Below are 14925 nucleotides of genomic sequence, written 5' to 3' on the forward strand. Positions count from 1 at the left end.
GAGTAGCCATGCCCGAGGCGAGCGACAATCCGAGCGTCGAGCCGGAGATCACCGACGAGGAGGCCCCCGAGGTCGTCGCGCACTCCGACGAGGAGTCCGAAGACGGTCCCGACTGCTACGGGATCCACATCGAGCAGGGCTAGGGAGTGTCTGACAAATGCTGCCCGTCGCGAGCGGGGATCCAGGTGGATGCATCGCAAGGCGGAGGAGGAGCCGATAACAGCGTTATCGGCGACGACGACAACGCAGCGAGGCGCCGCCTGGGCCACGCGCAGCAGGGCTTGATTTGTCAGACACGACTTAGGTGAGCCGGCGGCCGGGCCGACCGGCGCGGCCGGACATCCTCCGGACGCCCCGGCGCCCGTCACGCCGCCCGGGCACGTCTCGGCCCGGTCCTCCGTGAGGGCCGGGCATCCTCGTCGTCCCCGCTTGGAGGATCCGGTGATCGAAGGGAGCAACCGCGAGGGCGAGGCGCCCCCGCGGCTGATCCGGGGCGAGCGCGGCTGGTGGCTCCTGGGCCCGGGCGGCATCGCCCGGCTCGGGGACGGGCATCTGACCCCGGCGCGCACGCTGCGCCCGGACGTCGAGCGCGGGCTCCGCGAGCAGGGGCTGTTCACCGTACGGCCCAGCCGCAGCTACTCCCTGACCGTGCTGACGGCCACCGCGTGCAACCTGGGCTGTGCCTACTGCTTCCAGAACCTGGACCAGGACGGCGGCGGCACCAAGCCGCCGCGCATCGCCTCGGTCAGGCTGACCCCCGGCGTCATCGCCGAGATCCTCACGTTCGTGGGGCGGCGGCAGGCGGAGTCGGGGCTGGACGGCCTCGTCCTCACCATCTTCGGGGGAGAGCCGCTGATGAACCCGCGAGGCTGCCGTGAGCTGCTCGAACGCGCCGCCCGCTACGGGCTGCGCCGCGCGGGCATGATCTCCAACGGAACGCTGCTGACCCCGCGGCTGGCCCGGCAGCTCGCCGACCTGGGGCTGCGGTACGTACAGGTGACCTTCGACGGCGACCGGCCCGACCACGACCGGATCCGGGTGCGCAGGACGGGCGGCGGCACGTTCGACGCCATCGTGGACGCCATGGCCGCGATGACGGAGACCACCTCGCTCAGATGCGACCTGCGGGTCAACGTCTCCGCCCGGAACGTGGCGGGAATCGACACGCTGGTCGAGCGGCTGGCCGCCGCGCTGGACCCGTCCCGGTGTTCCATCCACTTCGCCCGCGTCGGCGACGCCGGCGTCGGTTACGAGGACACGCTGGCGTACTCCGACGATCTGGCGGACCGGTTCATCCGCTGGCAGCGCCGCGCGATCGACCTCGGCTTCGCCGTACCCCGTCCCCGCGTCCGGCGGCCCTGCAAAGCGTGCTCCTACCGCGACGGCAAGTACGGCGCGGTCGTCAACCCCGACGGCGCGCTGTACAGCTCCTGGACCACCGCGGGCAGGCCCGAGTGGCGGGTGGGCACGGCCCGCGACGGCTACCTGCCCCGCGAGCGGACCGACGACCGCTGGTTCACCTGCGAGGACACGTACGGGCGGGCCGACGACACGCGGGCGGCGGCGGGGTTCCGCGACCGGGTGGACGCGGCGCACCTCGACCACCTCAGCGCGACCGGCCGGCTGCGGGCATGACCGAGGGCCGTACGGGGGAGTACCCCACGGCTCCCCGGGAGGACCGGACCGAGGTGTTCCACGGTCACGTGGTGGTGGACCCGTACCGCTGGCTGGAGGACTCGGGCGACGAGCGGACCCGCGCGTGGGTCGCGGCCCAGGACGCGCTGTTCGACGCCGAGCGGGCCGCGTGGCCGCACCTGGAGAAGTGGCAGGTGGCGCTGGCCCGCCTGCACGCGTTCCCGTTGTTCTCGGTGCCCCGCCCCCGCGGTGACCGCGTCTTCTTCACCCACCGGGAGCCCGGCGCGGAACACCCGGTGCTGCTGGTCGCCGAACACGGCGCCGTACGGCCCCTGGTGGACCCGCTCGCCCTGGACCCCGGCGGGCGCACGGTGCTGGAGGCGTGGCATCCCTCCGTCGAGGGCGACCTGCTCGCCTTCCAGGTGTCCGCCGCCGGCATGGAGGACTGCGTGCTCCGGGTGATCGACGTCGCCACCGGCGCCGTGGTCGACGGCCCCGTCGACCGGGTGCGGCGGACCCCGGTCGCGTGGCTGCCGGGCGGCCGGGCCTACTACTACGTGCGCCGGCTGCATCCCCGCCTGAATCCGGGGGAGGAGCGCTACCACCGGCGCGTCTTTCTGCACCGGGTGGGCGCCGACCCGGACGACGACGTGCTCGTCTTCGGCGAGGGCCGGGAGAAGACGAGCTTCCACACCGTCGCCCTCACCTCGGACGGCCGCTGGCTGAGCGTCTCGTCGACCGTCGGCACCCGTCCCGCGACCGATCTGTGGCTGGCCGACCTGACAGACGTGGACGGCTTGGACGGCGCACTCGACCGGCCCCGGCTGCGCGTCGTGCGGGTAGGGAGCCCGGCCCGCAGCAGGCTTCGCATCGCCCCGGGCACGGCGCCCGGCGACCCGATCTGGCTGCGTACCGATCTGGACGCTCCCCGGGGACGGATCGTGGTGACCACCCCCGCCGGCACCGTAACCGGCACCGTCGGAGACACCGCCGGCGCCGAGACCGGCGCGGAACGGTGGCGCACGCTCATCCCGGAGCGGCCGGACGCGGTGCTGGAGGACTTCGCGCCGCTGCGCGGCCCGGCGCTGCCGCGTCCGCTCGCGCTGGTCTCCTGGACCCGTCACGCCGTGTCCGAGATCACCCTGCACGACCTCGCCGACGGCCGGGAACTGGCCGAGGTGCCGTTGCCGGGCAGGGGCACCCTCGGCCGGTTCGGCACGCGGCCCGAGGGCGGGCACGAGGTGTGGTTCGGCTACCACGACCACGTCACGCCGCCGACGGTGCTGCGCTACGACGCCCGGACGGGGACGCTGGAGGTCTGGCCGTGCCTGGCGGCGCCCACCATGGCCTCTCCGTCGCGGGCACCCGTCCTGTCTGGTGCGCCGGGTGTCTCCCCGGCGTCCGTCCCGGGTTCTCCCGCGGCTTGTCGCGTGGCCCCTCTCCCGTCGCCGGAGCCGGGTTCGGTGACGACCACGCAGGTCGCGTTCCCGTCCCGGGACGGCGTCATGGTGCGGATGTTCGTCCTCTCGCCGCACGGCGTGCCGGACCGCAGGCGCCCGGCGATCCTCACCGGGTACGGCGGTTTCGGCACCTCCATGACCCCCGCCTACACGCCGCAGGCGCTGGCCTGGGTCCGGGCCGGCGGGGTCTACGCGATCGCGTGCCTGCGCGGCGGGGGAGAGGAGGGCGAGGAGTGGCACCGCGCCGGGACGGGCGTACGCAAGCAGAACGTCTTCGACGACTTCGACGCCGCCACCGACCTGCTGATCGGGCAGGGCTGGACCGCCCCCGACCGCCTCGGCGTCCTGGGGGAGTCCAACGGGGGCCTGCTGGCCGCCGCGGCGCTCACCCAGCATCCGGACAAGTACGCTGCGGTCGTCTGCGTCGCGCCGCTGCTGGACATGCTCGCCAACGAGCGGCTGGGCATGGGCCCGAGCTGGCGGGCGGAGTACGGCACCGTGCGCGACCCCGCGGAGTTCCGCGCGCTGCTGGCCTACTCGCCCTACCACCGGGTGCGGGAGGGCCTGCCGTACCCGCCGGTGCTGTTCGCCGTCGCCGACGGCGACACCCGGGTGGACCCGGGCCACTCGCGCAAGATGTGCGCGCTGCTGCAGCACGCGTCGGCCGGTCCGGGCCCCGTACTGCACCGGCTGGACCGGGGCGTCGGTCACGGCGCCAGGTCGGTGTCGGCGAAGCTCGGGCTGCTCGCCGACGTCGTCGCCTTCCTCGCGCGGCACTGCGGCCTCGACCCGGTGGGCCTGCCATGAACGTCCTCCTCTGCCCGTTCAGCGACGCCGGCTACCTCTACCCCGCCCTCGCGGTCGGCCGGCGGCTCCGCCGGCGCGGGCACGCCGTCTTCCCCCTCGTCCGGCCCGGTGCGGCCGGCGTCGTGGGCGAGGCGGGCTTCGCCGCGCTGGACGCGCACGAGTACGGCGGAGCCCGCGCCTTCTCGGTCGCCTGGTGGGGCGAGACCGGCGCCGCCCAGTATCGGGCCGTGGTCCGCGCGGCCCGCGAGGTCCGGGCCGACGCGCTGGTCACCTCGATCCTGTGCCACGGCGCGCTCCTCGCCGCCGAGGCGCTCGACCTGCCGGTGGTGGTGCTGGGCTTCGCGGCCCACCTGTGGACGTACGGCCGGGGTGGCGAGGGGGAGCGGCACGGGCGCGCCGCCATGCGGGAGCAGCGGCTGCTGGAGCTGCTGCGCCGATACGAGCTCGCGCGGGAGCGGGCCGGGCTGCCGCCCCGCCGGGACCGGCGGCGGGACCTCCCGCTGATCGGTTCGGGCCTGCTGCTCCGCGGCGACCCGGCGCTGGAGCATCCGGGGGCGGAGCTGCCCGAGGGCGTGCGCCACGTGGGGCCGTGCCCGTGGGAGCCCGCCGCCGACCCGGCCGCACTGCACTGGCTCACCGCGCGGGTGCGCCGGATCGGCAAACCCGTCGTGTACGTGCATCTGGGCCGGGTGTTCGGCGGGGAGAGCATGTGGCCCCGGCTGAACACGACGTTCACCGGCGGCCCGTTCCAGGCGGTGGTCGAGCGGGGCCGTTCCGGCGAGCCGCGGCCCGCCCCGGTAGCGGACGTCGTCGTGGTGCGCGAACCCTGGATGGGCCCCCTGATCGAGCTGTCGGACCTGGTGCTGACGAACGGCACCTCGTCTCCGGTCCTCGCCGCGCTCATGCGGGAAAAGCCCCTGGCGGTCGCGCCGATCGGCTCGGAGCAGCCGCTGCTGTCCGAGGCGTGCGTACGGGCCGGGGTGGCGGTCGGGTTTCCCCCGGGCCCGGGACCGGCGGGCGACGGAGTCGCGGCGCTCGGCACCGCGTACGCGGGCGGCCTGGGCGAGCGCGTGCGGGCGCTCGGCGCGCGCCTGAACGCATCAGGAGGCGCCGCGGCCGCCGCCGACGCGGTGGTCGCCGCCGCCTCGTCGGAGCGGGCGGTCGCGCCCAATGCCGCGCATACCGGTGCCGCGCATACCGGTGCCGCGTATTCCGGCGCGGTCCCAACCGGCGTCGCGTCCACCATGCCGGTACCTGTCCGGGGCGGCGCGTGGACTCCCGCCCTCGATTCTCCCGTCGATGTCGGCACCGGCAGAGGTGGCCCATGAGCGAACCCCCGCCCCTGCGGCGCAACCTGCGGTTCCAGTTCCTGTGGCTGGGCTCGGTGACGTCGGAGCTGGGCTCCTCGCTGACCGGGCTCGCCCTGCCGCTGCTGATCCTGGCCGTCACCGGCTCCGCCGCGCTGGCCGGGCTCACCGCCGCCTGCCGCATCGCCACCGGGATCCTCGTCTCGCTCCCCGCGGGGGTGTGGGTGGACCGGTGGGACAGGCGCCGGATCCTGCTCTGCAGCGAGGGGGTGCGGGCGGTGGCTCTGGCCACCCTCGCGGCGGCGGTCCTCGCCGACCGGGTGACGATGGGGCACCTGATCGCCGTGGCCATGACCAACGGGGCCGCGGACGCGTTCTTCCGGCCCGCCCGCGACGCGGCGATCCGCGCGGTCGTCCCCGCGAGCCGGCTCATGTCGGCGTACGCGCAGGACGAGGCGCGCGGCCACGCGACGGTCCTCGCGGGGCCGCCGCTCGGCGGGCTCCTGTTCGGCCTGGGCCGGGTCGTCCCCTTCGCCGTGGACGCGGTCACCTACGTGGTCTCCATGGTGTGCGTGCTGCTGGCCGGGGTCCCGCGACGGCCCGGGAACGTCGAGAGCTCCGGCAGGACCCGGATGCGGGCGGACATCGCGGAGGCGGGCCGCTGGCTGTGGAGTCGTCCCGCGCTGCGGGCGGGGCTGATCTTCTCCCTGGTCTCCAACCTCGCCGCCAACGCGCTGCTGCTACCGGTGGTCGTGCTGGTCGGCTCCCGCGGCGGCGACCCCGCGGTGACCGGGATGGTTCTCGCGGGCCTGGGGCTGGGCGGTCTGCTCGGCGCCGCCCTGTCGGCGAAGATCGGCGCCCTGCTGCCGCCCGGCAAGCTGATGCTGGTGGTGGTCGGCGTGTTCGCGCTCGCCGTCTGCGCGACCACCCTCCCGTTCGGCGCCTACTGGCCGGCGGTCCCGCTCATCCTGGCGATGATCGCGGCTCCGGCGCTCAACGTGGTTCTGCGCGTACTCGTGGCGACGCTCGTCCCGGACGCGATGATGGGCCGGCTGACCTCGCTCCTCCGGGTGGCGACCATGGGCCTCGCCCCGCTCGGGCCGTTGCTGGGCGGTGTCCTGGCGGACCGGGCCGGCGGCGTCGGCGCGCTGCTCGCCATCGGCGGCGCGCTCGTCGTGTGCTGCGCCCTGGCCGCGACGAGTGCCACGCTGCGCGGGCTCGAAGGCGCCCCGGAGGCGGCCGTGCCGGTCGAGGCGCCCGTGCCCGCCGAGCCCGCCGTGCCTGACCGCGAACCGGTGGCCGAGCGGTGATGTGAGGCGCGGAGCGCGCCGGGACCGGTCACCCCACTTCGGCGGCGGTGGCGTCGTCACCGGCCAGGGCGCCGGCGAACTGCGCGGCGTACAGCCGGTGGTAGGCGCCCCGGGCGGCGAGCAGCTCGTCGTGGGTGCCGTGCTCGACGATGCTCCCCGCCTCCATCACCAGGATGAGGTCGGCGTCGCGGATGGTGGACAGCCGATGGGCGATGACGAAACTCGTCCTGTCGCTGCGCAGCGCGGCCATCGCGTGCTGCACCAGGACCTCGGTGCGGGTGTCGACCGAGCTGGTGGCCTCGTCCAGGATGAGCAGGGACGGGTTGGCGAGGAAGGCGCGGGCGATGGTGATCAGCTGCTTCTCGCCGGCGCTGACGTTGCCGCCCTCCTCGTCGATCACGGTGTCGTACCCGTCGGGCAGGGTGCGGACGAACCGGTCGACGTACGTCGCCCGCGCGGCCGCCTGGATCTCCTCGTCGGTGGCCCGGGGGTCGCCGTAGGCGATGTTGTCGCGGATCGTCCCGCCGAACAGCCAGGTGTCCTGAAGCACCATGCCGATCTGGGCGCGCAGGTCGTGGCGGCGCATCGCGGTGATGTCGGCGCCGTCGAGGGTGATGCGGCCCGCGTCCAGCTCGTAGAAGCGCATGATCAGGTTGACCAGCGTGGTCTTCCCCGCGCCGGTCGGGCCGACGATCGCGATCGTGTGCCCGGGTTCGGCCACCAGCGAGAGATCCTCGATGAGGGGCTGCTCGGGGTCGTACCTGAAGGACACGTGCTCGAACTCGACGCGTCCCCGCCGGGTGCCGGGCAGCACCGGGGCGGCGGGGTCGGGCTCCTGCTCCTCGGCGTCCAGCAGCTCGAAGACCCGCTCGGCGGAGGCCACCCCCGACTGCAGCAGGTTGGCCATCGAGGCGACCTGGGTCAGCGGCTGGGTGAACTGCCGGGAGTACTGGATGAAGGCCTGGACGTCGCCGAGGCTCATGGACCCGCCGGCGACCCGCACGGCGCCGACGACCGCGATGGCGACGTAGTTCAGGTTCCCGATGAACATCATCGTCGGCATGATGATCCCGGAGATGAACTGGGCGCCGAAGCTCGCCTTGTACAGGGCCTCGTTCCGCTCCCGGAACACCTCCTCGACCTCCGGGCCCCGCCCGAAGACCCGCACCAGCTCGTGACCGGTGAACGCCTCCTCGATGTGGGCGTTCATCGTGCCGGTGTGCGCCCACTGGGCGACGAACTGCTTCTGCGAGCGCTTGGCGATCTGCGCAGTGACGATCATCGTGACCGGGATCGTCACGAGGGCGATCACCGCGAGCAGCGGTGAGATGAGGAACATCATGACCACCACGCCGACCACGGTGAGCAGCGAGGTCAGCAACTGGCTCAGCGTCTGCTGCAGGGTCTGGGACACGTTGTCGATGTCGTTGGTGACCCGGCTGAGCAGCTCGCCGCGCGGCTGACCGTCGAAGAACCTCAGCGGAAGCCGGTGCAGTTTGTCCTCGACGTCGGCCCGGAGGCGGAACACCGTGCGCTGCGTCACATCGTTCAGCAGCCGGCCCTGCAGCCACATGAACAGCGACGCCGCCACGTAGAGCGCCAGGACCCACGTGAGGACCGTGGCGAGCGCGCCGAAGTCGATGCCGTGACCGGGCACCACGTCCATCCCCGCGAGCATGTCGGCGAAGTCGCCGTGGCCCGAGGCGCGCAGCGCCCGCACGGTCTGCTCCTTGGTCGCCCCCGCGGGCAGCCGGGCGCCGATCACCCCGCTGAAGATCACATCCGTCGCGCGGCCGAGCAGCTTCGGGCCGATGACGGAGAACGCCACGCTGACCACCGCGAGGCCGACGACGGCCAGGATCCTCGGCCGTTCCGGGTTCAGCCGCCGCAGCAGCCGCCGGGCGGAAGGGCCGAAGTCGAGCGACTTCTCCGCCGGCATCTGACCGCCGCCGAAGGGCCCGAAACCGCCGCCTCCCATCGGTCGCGGTCGTACGGGTGCCGTGGGCCGGTCGCTCATGCCGCACTCCCCGCGGTGAGTTGGGACTCGACGATCTCGAGGTACGTCGGGCAGGAGCCGAGCAGCTCGTCATGGGTGCCGACACCGGCGACGACACCGTCGTCCAGGACGACGATCTCGTCGGCGTCGGCGATGGTGGAGACCCGCTGGGCGACGATCACCACCGCCGCGCCGGCCGTGTACGGGCGGAGCGCGGCGCGCAGCCGGGCGTCGGTGGTGAGGTCGAGAGCCGAGAACGAGTCGTCGAACAGGTAGATCTCCGGTTTGGCGACCAGCGCGCGGGCGATGGACAGGCGCTGCCGCTGCCCGCCGGACACGTTCGTGCCACCCTGGGAGATCGGCGCCTGCAGGCCCTCGGGCATCGCCTCGACGAAGTCGCGTGCCTGGGCGACCTCCAGAGCCTCCCACAGCTCCTCGTCGGTGGCGTCCGGCTTGCCGTAGCGCAGGTTGCTCGCGACCGTGCCGGTGAACAGGTACGGCTTCTGCGGCACCAGGCCGATGCGCGTCCAGAGCATCCGCGGGTCGAGGTCGCGCACGTCGGCGCCGTCGATCAGCACGGCGCCGGAGGTCACGTCGAACAGCCGGGGCACCAGGGAGACCAGGGTCGTCTTCCCCGATCCGGTGCTGCCGACGACGGCGGTGGTCCGTCCCGCCGTCACCCGGAAGGAGACACCGGACAACACCGATGCCGCCGCGCCCGGATAACGGAACTCCACATCACGCAACTCCAGCTCGGCCCGGCGGTCCACGTGCCGTACGGGCCGCTCGGGCGGGCGCACCGACGACTCGGTGTCCAGCACCTCGGTGACGCGCTCCGCGCAGACCGCGGCCCGCGGGATCATGATCGAGATGAAGGTGGCCATCATCATCGACATGAGGATCTGCATCAGGTACATGAGGAACGCGGTGAGGGCGCCCACCTGCATCTCGCCGCTGTCCACCCGGGCGGCGCCGAACCACAGCACCGCGACGCTGGAGGCGTTGAGTATCAGCATCACGGTGGGGAAGATGAGCGCGGTCAGCCGCCCGACACGCAGCGCCGTCCCCGTCAACGCGTCGTTCGCCTCGGCGAAGCGGCGGGTCTCCTCACGCTCCCGGACGAAGGCGCGCACCACGCGGATGCCGGAAAGCTGCTCACGGAGCACCTGGTTGACCGTGTCGATCCGGGTCTGCATGGCGCGGAACTGCGGGACCATGCGGAAGACGATGGAACCGATCGAGACCAGCAGCACCGGGACGCAGATCAGCATGAGCCACGACAGCCCGACGTCCTGACGCAGGGCCATGATGATGCCGCCGACCCCCATGATGGGCGCGGCGACCAGCATCGTGCAGGTCATCACCACGAGCATCTGGATCTGCTGCACGTCGTTGGTGTTACGGGTGATCAGCGAGGGGGCGCCGAACTGGGAGACCTCCCGGGCGGAGAAGCCGCTCACGCGGTGGAAGACCGCCGATCGGACGTCCCGGCCGAACCGGGCCGCCACCCGGGCGCCGTAGTAGACCGCCGCGATCGAGCAGGCGATCTGCACGAGGGACACGGTCAGCATCCAGCCGCCGGTGGCCAGGATGTAACCGGTGTCGCCGGTGGCCACCCCGTGGTCGATGATGTCGGCGTTCAGGCTCGGCAGGTAGAGGGAGGCGATGGTGCCGACGAGCTGGAACAGCACGACCGCGGTGAGTGCGGGCGAGTAGGGCCGCAGGTATGCGCGGAGCAGCCGGTTCAGCACGGCTGTGGTCCAGGCGGGAGGGCGCGGCGCAGGATGGGCGAGATCACCCGCAACACGGTATATGAGCAGCTGGTTCGCTCACGCCTGGTTTTCCGGCAGGGGCGGACAGGGCCATCGCTCGTCTGCCGCGAAGAAGGCGGGGCCGTCCGGGCGCTCTCGGACGGGGCGCTGTCGAGGTCCAGGCCGGCCGTCACCGACCGGGTCTCCGGCGGGTCTCGCGGGAGTGTCTCCCGCGAGACCCGCCGAGTCCTTCACAGAGGAATGGCCAGGGGCGGGCGCCCGGGTCAGCGGCGGACGCGCCCGCCGCGCCAGCCGCCGCGCCAGGAGTTGACGCCCGCGGTGCCGACGCCGGCCTGGTGCAGGGCGAGCAGGCACAGGCCGAGGGCGATCAGCGCGGTCATGCCGATGCCGATACTCGCGTTGAGGAGGTCGAGGAGGAAGGCGATCCCGAAGACGACCGCCGCGGCGATGGCGAGCATAGTTACCTCACTTCCGGGTCAACTGGGCAAGTAACGTGCGGTACTCGTGCAGGGCCAGGCGCAGCGCCTCGGTGTCGCCCCGCTCGTTGTCCTTCCACTGGCCGAGCAGTGCCTCACGACGGGAGGTGAAGGCCGACAGGGCCTCCTCCACCAGCGCGTCCGCCTGCTCGACCGACTGACGGGGATCGTCGACGAACCCCGACTTGATCTCACGCCACCGGCCTTCCAGCGCGTCGTCCAGAACGGCCGCCGTGCCGGAGGCGTTCGTGGTCGCGGCGGGGTAGGCCACCGGGCCGTCGAGGGTTCCGGCGGTGTCCGGGGTGGTGCCGTCCGAGGTGGTGCCGGTGGGGTAGGCCACCGGCCCGTCGGCGGCGGTGCCCGTGGGCGTCAGGGCGTCCCGGTCCGCGCCGGGGGTGGTCACGTCGCCGGTGACGCCGTGGTCCACGTCGTCGTGACTCCGCCGGTCTTCGTGGGCTCCGGCCGTGTGGTCGCCGTCGGCGGGCTCGTACCCGGCCGGGGTGCCCGCGACGAGGACGTCGCCCTCGACGCCGTCCCGGCGCGAGTCACGGTGTGAGTCACGGTGCGAGTCGTGGTGCGAGTCACGGAGCGACTCGTCGGACGACGTGAGGACGTCGTCGCCCGCCCGGCCGTGCGCGTCCCGGTAGCGGTCGTCGGCGCGGTCCGCTTCGTCCCTGTCCGCATGGTTCGCGTAGTCAGGGTCGTCGACGGTGTCCCGCACCGTGCCGTCGCCGTACGCGGCGTCGTCGGTGGTGTCCTGGACCGAGCCGTCCCGGTAGCCGGCGACGTAGGCGTCGCTGGGCGCGTAGACCGGGCCGGGACCCTCGTGCTCGTCCCGCCTGGCGTCATCGAGAGCCCGCTCGCGGCGGGCCTCCTCCTCCAGGGGCTCGGGGGTCTCGGGAGTCGGCTGCTCGGTGATCTCGTCGCGCTGCTCGGTGACTTCGTCGCGCTGGTCGTACCGGTTCGTCCGCATGGTCATCGCCCCGCATTCCGCACGTCGGTCCGGCGGCCGTTCACCCGGACGCCGTCGTAGTCGTCGTACTCGTCGGTCGTGCGGGCGGTGTCGTTCCCCGCGGCGTCGTCCCCGTGGCCGTTCACACGGGTGTCGATGCGGCCGTTCGCGCGGCCGTTGACAGGGGCGTCGGCGCCGTCGCCGAGAAGCTCCTGGAAGAGCGCCCGGTAGTGGACCATCGCCTGACGAAGCTCTTCGGTGGTGGCGTCCTGGCGGGCGGCCCGGCTGCTGATCTCGTGAGCGTTGCGGTAGTGGTCCAGCGTGGTCGCGTGGGCCACCGACAGGTCGCTCAGCCGCTGCTCGAAGTCGTCGGTGGGGTAGCCGCGCTCGGCCATGACCGCGGTGACCAGGGCGTCCGCCTCGGTCACGGCGAACCCGGGAGCGTCGACGAAGTGCTCCTGCACGTCGGTCCACTTCCGCGAGTACTCGTTCCGGGTCTGCGGGTCGAGCGGGCGGATGTCCAGCTCGGCGTGGCGCTCCTCGCGGGCGCGCAGCTCCTGCTCGGCCTCCTTGCGGCTGTCGCTCTCCCGTACGGCCCGGTCGTACTCGGGGCCGAAGCGGTCCTGCAGGTGGCGCCGGCGGTTGCGCGCGGACACCAGGTAGCCGACTGCCAGGATCACCAGCACGGCGACGATCGCGACGGCCACCCATGCTACGGCGGTCATATCTGCCTCCAGGGGTGAGTGCGTTGTTCATCCGCACTGCCCGGGAATACGCGCTTCACGCATTGCGTAATCGCGGATTCTGCGGGTAAAGGGCCGTTGACCAGCAGAGGAGGTTGCCATGGGCTTCGGGGCCAGTCTCGCCTTCATCGCGGTCGGCGCGGTTCTCGCGTTCGCCGTCAAATGGGACGTTCCTGGAATCGACCTGCAGATGATCGGGTGGATTCTCATGCTCGTGGGCATCGCCGGAATGGTGCTCACCAGTCGCTACACCCGCCGGCCGCGGGTGGCCGAGGAGACGGTGGAGACCATCGAGCCGGACACGATGTACACCGTGGATCCGGCCGCCGAGCCGCACACCACCCACGTGCGCGAGACCGAGACGCACAGCACCGTCCACCCGGGGGAGCGCCGCGTACACGTGCGCGAGGAGACCACACCCCTTCCGCGCGACGGCGTGTGAGCCGTACTCGAGGACCTGTCGGGACGCGTGCATGGACGCACGGATGTCACGGTCCCTTGCCGGCCTGGTCCCCGCCTCCCGGGCCCGGCCGATCGCTCAGCGGGTCTGGCCCGACGCTTCCTGGGCCTGCTCGGTGGCGCGGCGGGCCTCGGCGAGAACCCGGGCGATGTGGGAGTCGGCTCCGGCGGGCACCTCGTGGAAGCCCCGCTCGGGGTCGTAGGCGATGTCGAGTCCGTTGCCGACCAGCCGGCTGGCCCACCGTACGGCGGTGTTGAGCTTGTCCGCTGGGATATGGCGGCCCTGGGCCACAGCCGAAAGATTGCGCAGGTTGGTGGCGGGGCCGCTCTGGCTGTGCTCACGCCGGAGCGTCCACGGTAGAGCGCGGCTATGGTCCGTCATGCGCTTCGACAGCCCCGCTGCCCGCTTCGCCTGCAGGATGCCCGACTCCGTCACGCCGAAGTGGTCGGCGAGGCGTGCGTTCGTCCATCCCTCAGCGGCCAGCCGTGCGAGCTCCTCCTGGTCGATGCGCGTCTTCCTCCCCATGATCACCAGCCTAGGCGCACCCGGCCGGTCATGTACGCACACAGCCGGAAACTGCGCTAAGGTTTGCATGTGCCCGGGTGACCGGGCCACGGGACGTAGCGCAGTTTGGCAGCGCACTTGACTGGGGGTCAAGGGGTCGTGGGTTCAAATCCCGCCGTCCCGACAGTGTGATGTCGCAAGACATCGGAAACCCTCGAACCTACGGGTTCGGGGGTTTCTTTGTGTACTGGGGTTGGTAGTCGCGGGTGGGGTCGATGGTCAGCTCGCGGAGAAGTTCTCCGGTGGTGGCGGCGACCACCCGGACGTGGAGATCGTCGACGAGAAGGATGACGTGGGTTCGGGTGTGGGTTCGTCCGATGCCGATGTGGTGGAGGCGGCCGCCGATCCGCAGGGTGACGATGCTGCTGTGGTCGACGCGGTCGTGTCGGACCCGGGTGTGGGTGTCGCTGGCGCGGCTGCTGGCTGGTTGGGCCTTGGGCCGGTTGTTGTAGGCCGCGACGGGGGTGGCCCGGTGGGGCAGGGAGCGGTGGGGGCGGTGGTGGTTGTAGGCGTCGACGAAGCAGTCGAGGAGGGTCTGTAAGTCGGTGATGGTGTCGGGCTGCGCGCGCAGCCATTTCTTCATCGTCTGCTGGAACCGTTCGACTTTTCCGCAGGTGGTGGGGTGGTTGGGGGTGGAGTTCTTCTGTGTCACGTGCAGGCGGCGTAGTTCGTGTTCGAAGGCGTTGCGGCCGCCGCGGCCGCCGGCCAGGCGGGTGGTGAACACCATGCTGTTGTCGGTCAGTGTGGAGGCGGGCACGCCGTGGGCGGCCACCGCGTGGCGGAAGGTGTCGCGAACGATCGGGCCGGTGACGCGGGGCCAGGCCGTCACCGACAGGGCGTAGCGGGAGTGGTCGTCCAGCCAGGTGAGGATCTCGGCGTCGGTGCCGTCGGTGAGCCGGTAGTGGGTGAAGTCGGCCTGCCAGGTCTCGTTTGGCTGCTCGGCTTGGAAGCGGATGTAGGAGGATCGTGGCCGTTTGTTCGGCTCGGGGGTGACCAGGCCGGCCCGCATCAGGTAGCGGCTGATCGTCGCCCGGGACACGGTGACCTGGTGATGATGTTGTAGGTGCCAGGCGATGATGTCCGGCCCGGCGTGCAGGCCCTGACCGGACACTTCCTTGCGGAGGCCGACGATCAGTTCGACGATGGCGGCGTCGATCGCGGTCGGTGAGGTTTTGGGTCGTCTGGATCGGGGCTCGAAGGCGTCCTCGCCCTGCTGTCGGTATCGGGCAACGAGCTTGGAGATCCAGCCTTTGGAGACGCCGTAGGAGCGGGTGACGTCTGCCTGTGAGCGGCCCTCGACGTCGACCGCCGTGATGATGAGTCTGGCCTTCGACACGGGCCGACTGTCGACCGCCCGTAGGTCCTAACTCTCCGTGTTTCCTATCTCTGGACACATGCTCCGGCGGGGTTTCCTATGTCTCGAGACACCCGTTTCCTATGTCC

General features: G+C 72.2%; 13 protein-coding genes and 1 tRNA gene. 7 read left to right on the forward strand and 7 right to left on the reverse strand.

Annotated elements, in window-relative coordinates; genetic code table 11:
- Positions 1 to 8: 8 nt before the first annotated feature.
- From HHX37_RS36440 to HHX37_RS09640, 5 genes are all read left to right on the forward strand, one after another.
- Complete coding sequence (locus tag HHX37_RS36440; protein WP_259403188.1) at positions 9 to 143, forward strand: hypothetical protein; 135 nt, start codon at positions 9 to 11, stop codon at positions 141 to 143.
- Between the two features lie 298 nt (positions 144 to 441).
- Positions 442 to 1635, forward strand: coding sequence for a radical SAM protein (locus tag HHX37_RS09625; protein WP_220498513.1), 1194 nt, complete (start codon positions 442 to 444; stop codon positions 1633 to 1635).
- A complete protein-coding gene (locus HHX37_RS09630) occupies positions 1632 to 3902 on the forward strand; it encodes a prolyl oligopeptidase family serine peptidase (RefSeq protein WP_182885173.1) in 2271 nt (756 codons plus the stop codon). The genes HHX37_RS09625 and HHX37_RS09630 overlap by 4 nt, the downstream gene beginning before the upstream one ends.
- Positions 3899 to 5230 (forward strand): glycosyltransferase, encoded by a 1332-nt coding sequence (locus HHX37_RS09635; RefSeq protein ID WP_182885174.1) that lies wholly within the window; start codon positions 3899 to 3901, stop codon positions 5228 to 5230. The genes HHX37_RS09630 and HHX37_RS09635 overlap by 4 nt, the downstream gene beginning before the upstream one ends.
- Positions 5227 to 6519 carry an MFS transporter gene (locus HHX37_RS09640; RefSeq protein ID WP_182885175.1) on the forward strand — a complete coding sequence of 431 codons (1293 nt, stop codon included), beginning with the start codon at positions 5227 to 5229 and terminating at the stop codon, positions 6517 to 6519. The genes HHX37_RS09635 and HHX37_RS09640 overlap by 4 nt, the downstream gene beginning before the upstream one ends.
- A gap of 28 nt (positions 6520 to 6547) precedes the next feature.
- Here the strand turns inward: HHX37_RS09640 and HHX37_RS09645 are convergent, their stop codons facing one another.
- From HHX37_RS09645 to HHX37_RS09665, 5 genes are all read right to left on the reverse strand, one after another.
- Positions 6548 to 8536, reverse strand: a complete 1989-nt coding sequence (locus HHX37_RS09645) for an ABC transporter ATP-binding protein (protein WP_182885176.1) — start codon at positions 8534 to 8536, stop codon at positions 6548 to 6550.
- On the reverse strand, positions 8533 to 10266 hold the full coding sequence (locus HHX37_RS09650) for an ABC transporter ATP-binding protein (protein WP_182885177.1): 1734 nt from the start codon (positions 10264 to 10266) through the stop codon (positions 8533 to 8535). The genes HHX37_RS09645 and HHX37_RS09650 overlap by 4 nt, the downstream gene beginning before the upstream one ends.
- Positions 10267 to 10550: 284 nt before the next feature.
- Positions 10551 to 10745 (reverse strand): hypothetical protein, encoded by a 195-nt coding sequence (locus tag HHX37_RS09655; protein WP_111700666.1) that lies wholly within the window; start codon positions 10743 to 10745, stop codon positions 10551 to 10553.
- Between the two features lie 7 nt (positions 10746 to 10752).
- Positions 10753 to 11742 carry a hypothetical protein gene (locus tag HHX37_RS09660; protein ID WP_182885178.1) on the reverse strand — a complete coding sequence of 330 codons (990 nt, stop codon included), beginning with the start codon at positions 11740 to 11742 and terminating at the stop codon, positions 10753 to 10755.
- Positions 11739 to 12440 (reverse strand): hypothetical protein, encoded by a 702-nt coding sequence (locus HHX37_RS09665; protein ID WP_220502735.1) that lies wholly within the window; start codon positions 12438 to 12440, stop codon positions 11739 to 11741. The genes HHX37_RS09660 and HHX37_RS09665 overlap by 4 nt, the downstream gene beginning before the upstream one ends.
- 118 nt (positions 12441 to 12558) lie before the next feature.
- Between HHX37_RS09665 and HHX37_RS09670 the strand changes: the two genes are divergently transcribed.
- Positions 12559 to 12900 carry a DUF6458 family protein gene (locus tag HHX37_RS09670; protein WP_111700664.1) on the forward strand — a complete coding sequence of 114 codons (342 nt, stop codon included), beginning with the start codon at positions 12559 to 12561 and terminating at the stop codon, positions 12898 to 12900.
- A 96-nt stretch (positions 12901 to 12996) separates the two neighbouring features.
- On the opposite strand, the gene HHX37_RS09675 is transcribed toward HHX37_RS09670, so the two are convergent.
- Entirely contained in the window at positions 12997 to 13443 is a 447-nt protein-coding gene (locus tag HHX37_RS09675; protein ID WP_182885179.1) for a hypothetical protein, read from the reverse strand.
- Between the two features lie 89 nt (positions 13444 to 13532).
- Between HHX37_RS09675 and HHX37_RS09680 the strand changes: the two genes are divergently transcribed.
- Positions 13533 to 13606, forward strand: a tRNA-Pro gene (locus tag HHX37_RS09680).
- 36 nt (positions 13607 to 13642) lie between these two features.
- On the opposite strand, the gene HHX37_RS09685 is transcribed toward HHX37_RS09680, so the two are convergent.
- On the reverse strand, positions 13643 to 14818 hold the full coding sequence (locus tag HHX37_RS09685; protein WP_182885180.1) for an IS481 family transposase: 1176 nt from the start codon (positions 14816 to 14818) through the stop codon (positions 13643 to 13645).
- Positions 14819 to 14925: the final 107 nt, after the last annotated feature.

This window comes from Microbispora sp. H10885, from assembly GCF_014161415.1.
Lineage (GTDB): Bacteria > Actinomycetota > Actinomycetes > Streptosporangiales > Streptosporangiaceae > Microbispora > Microbispora triticiradicis.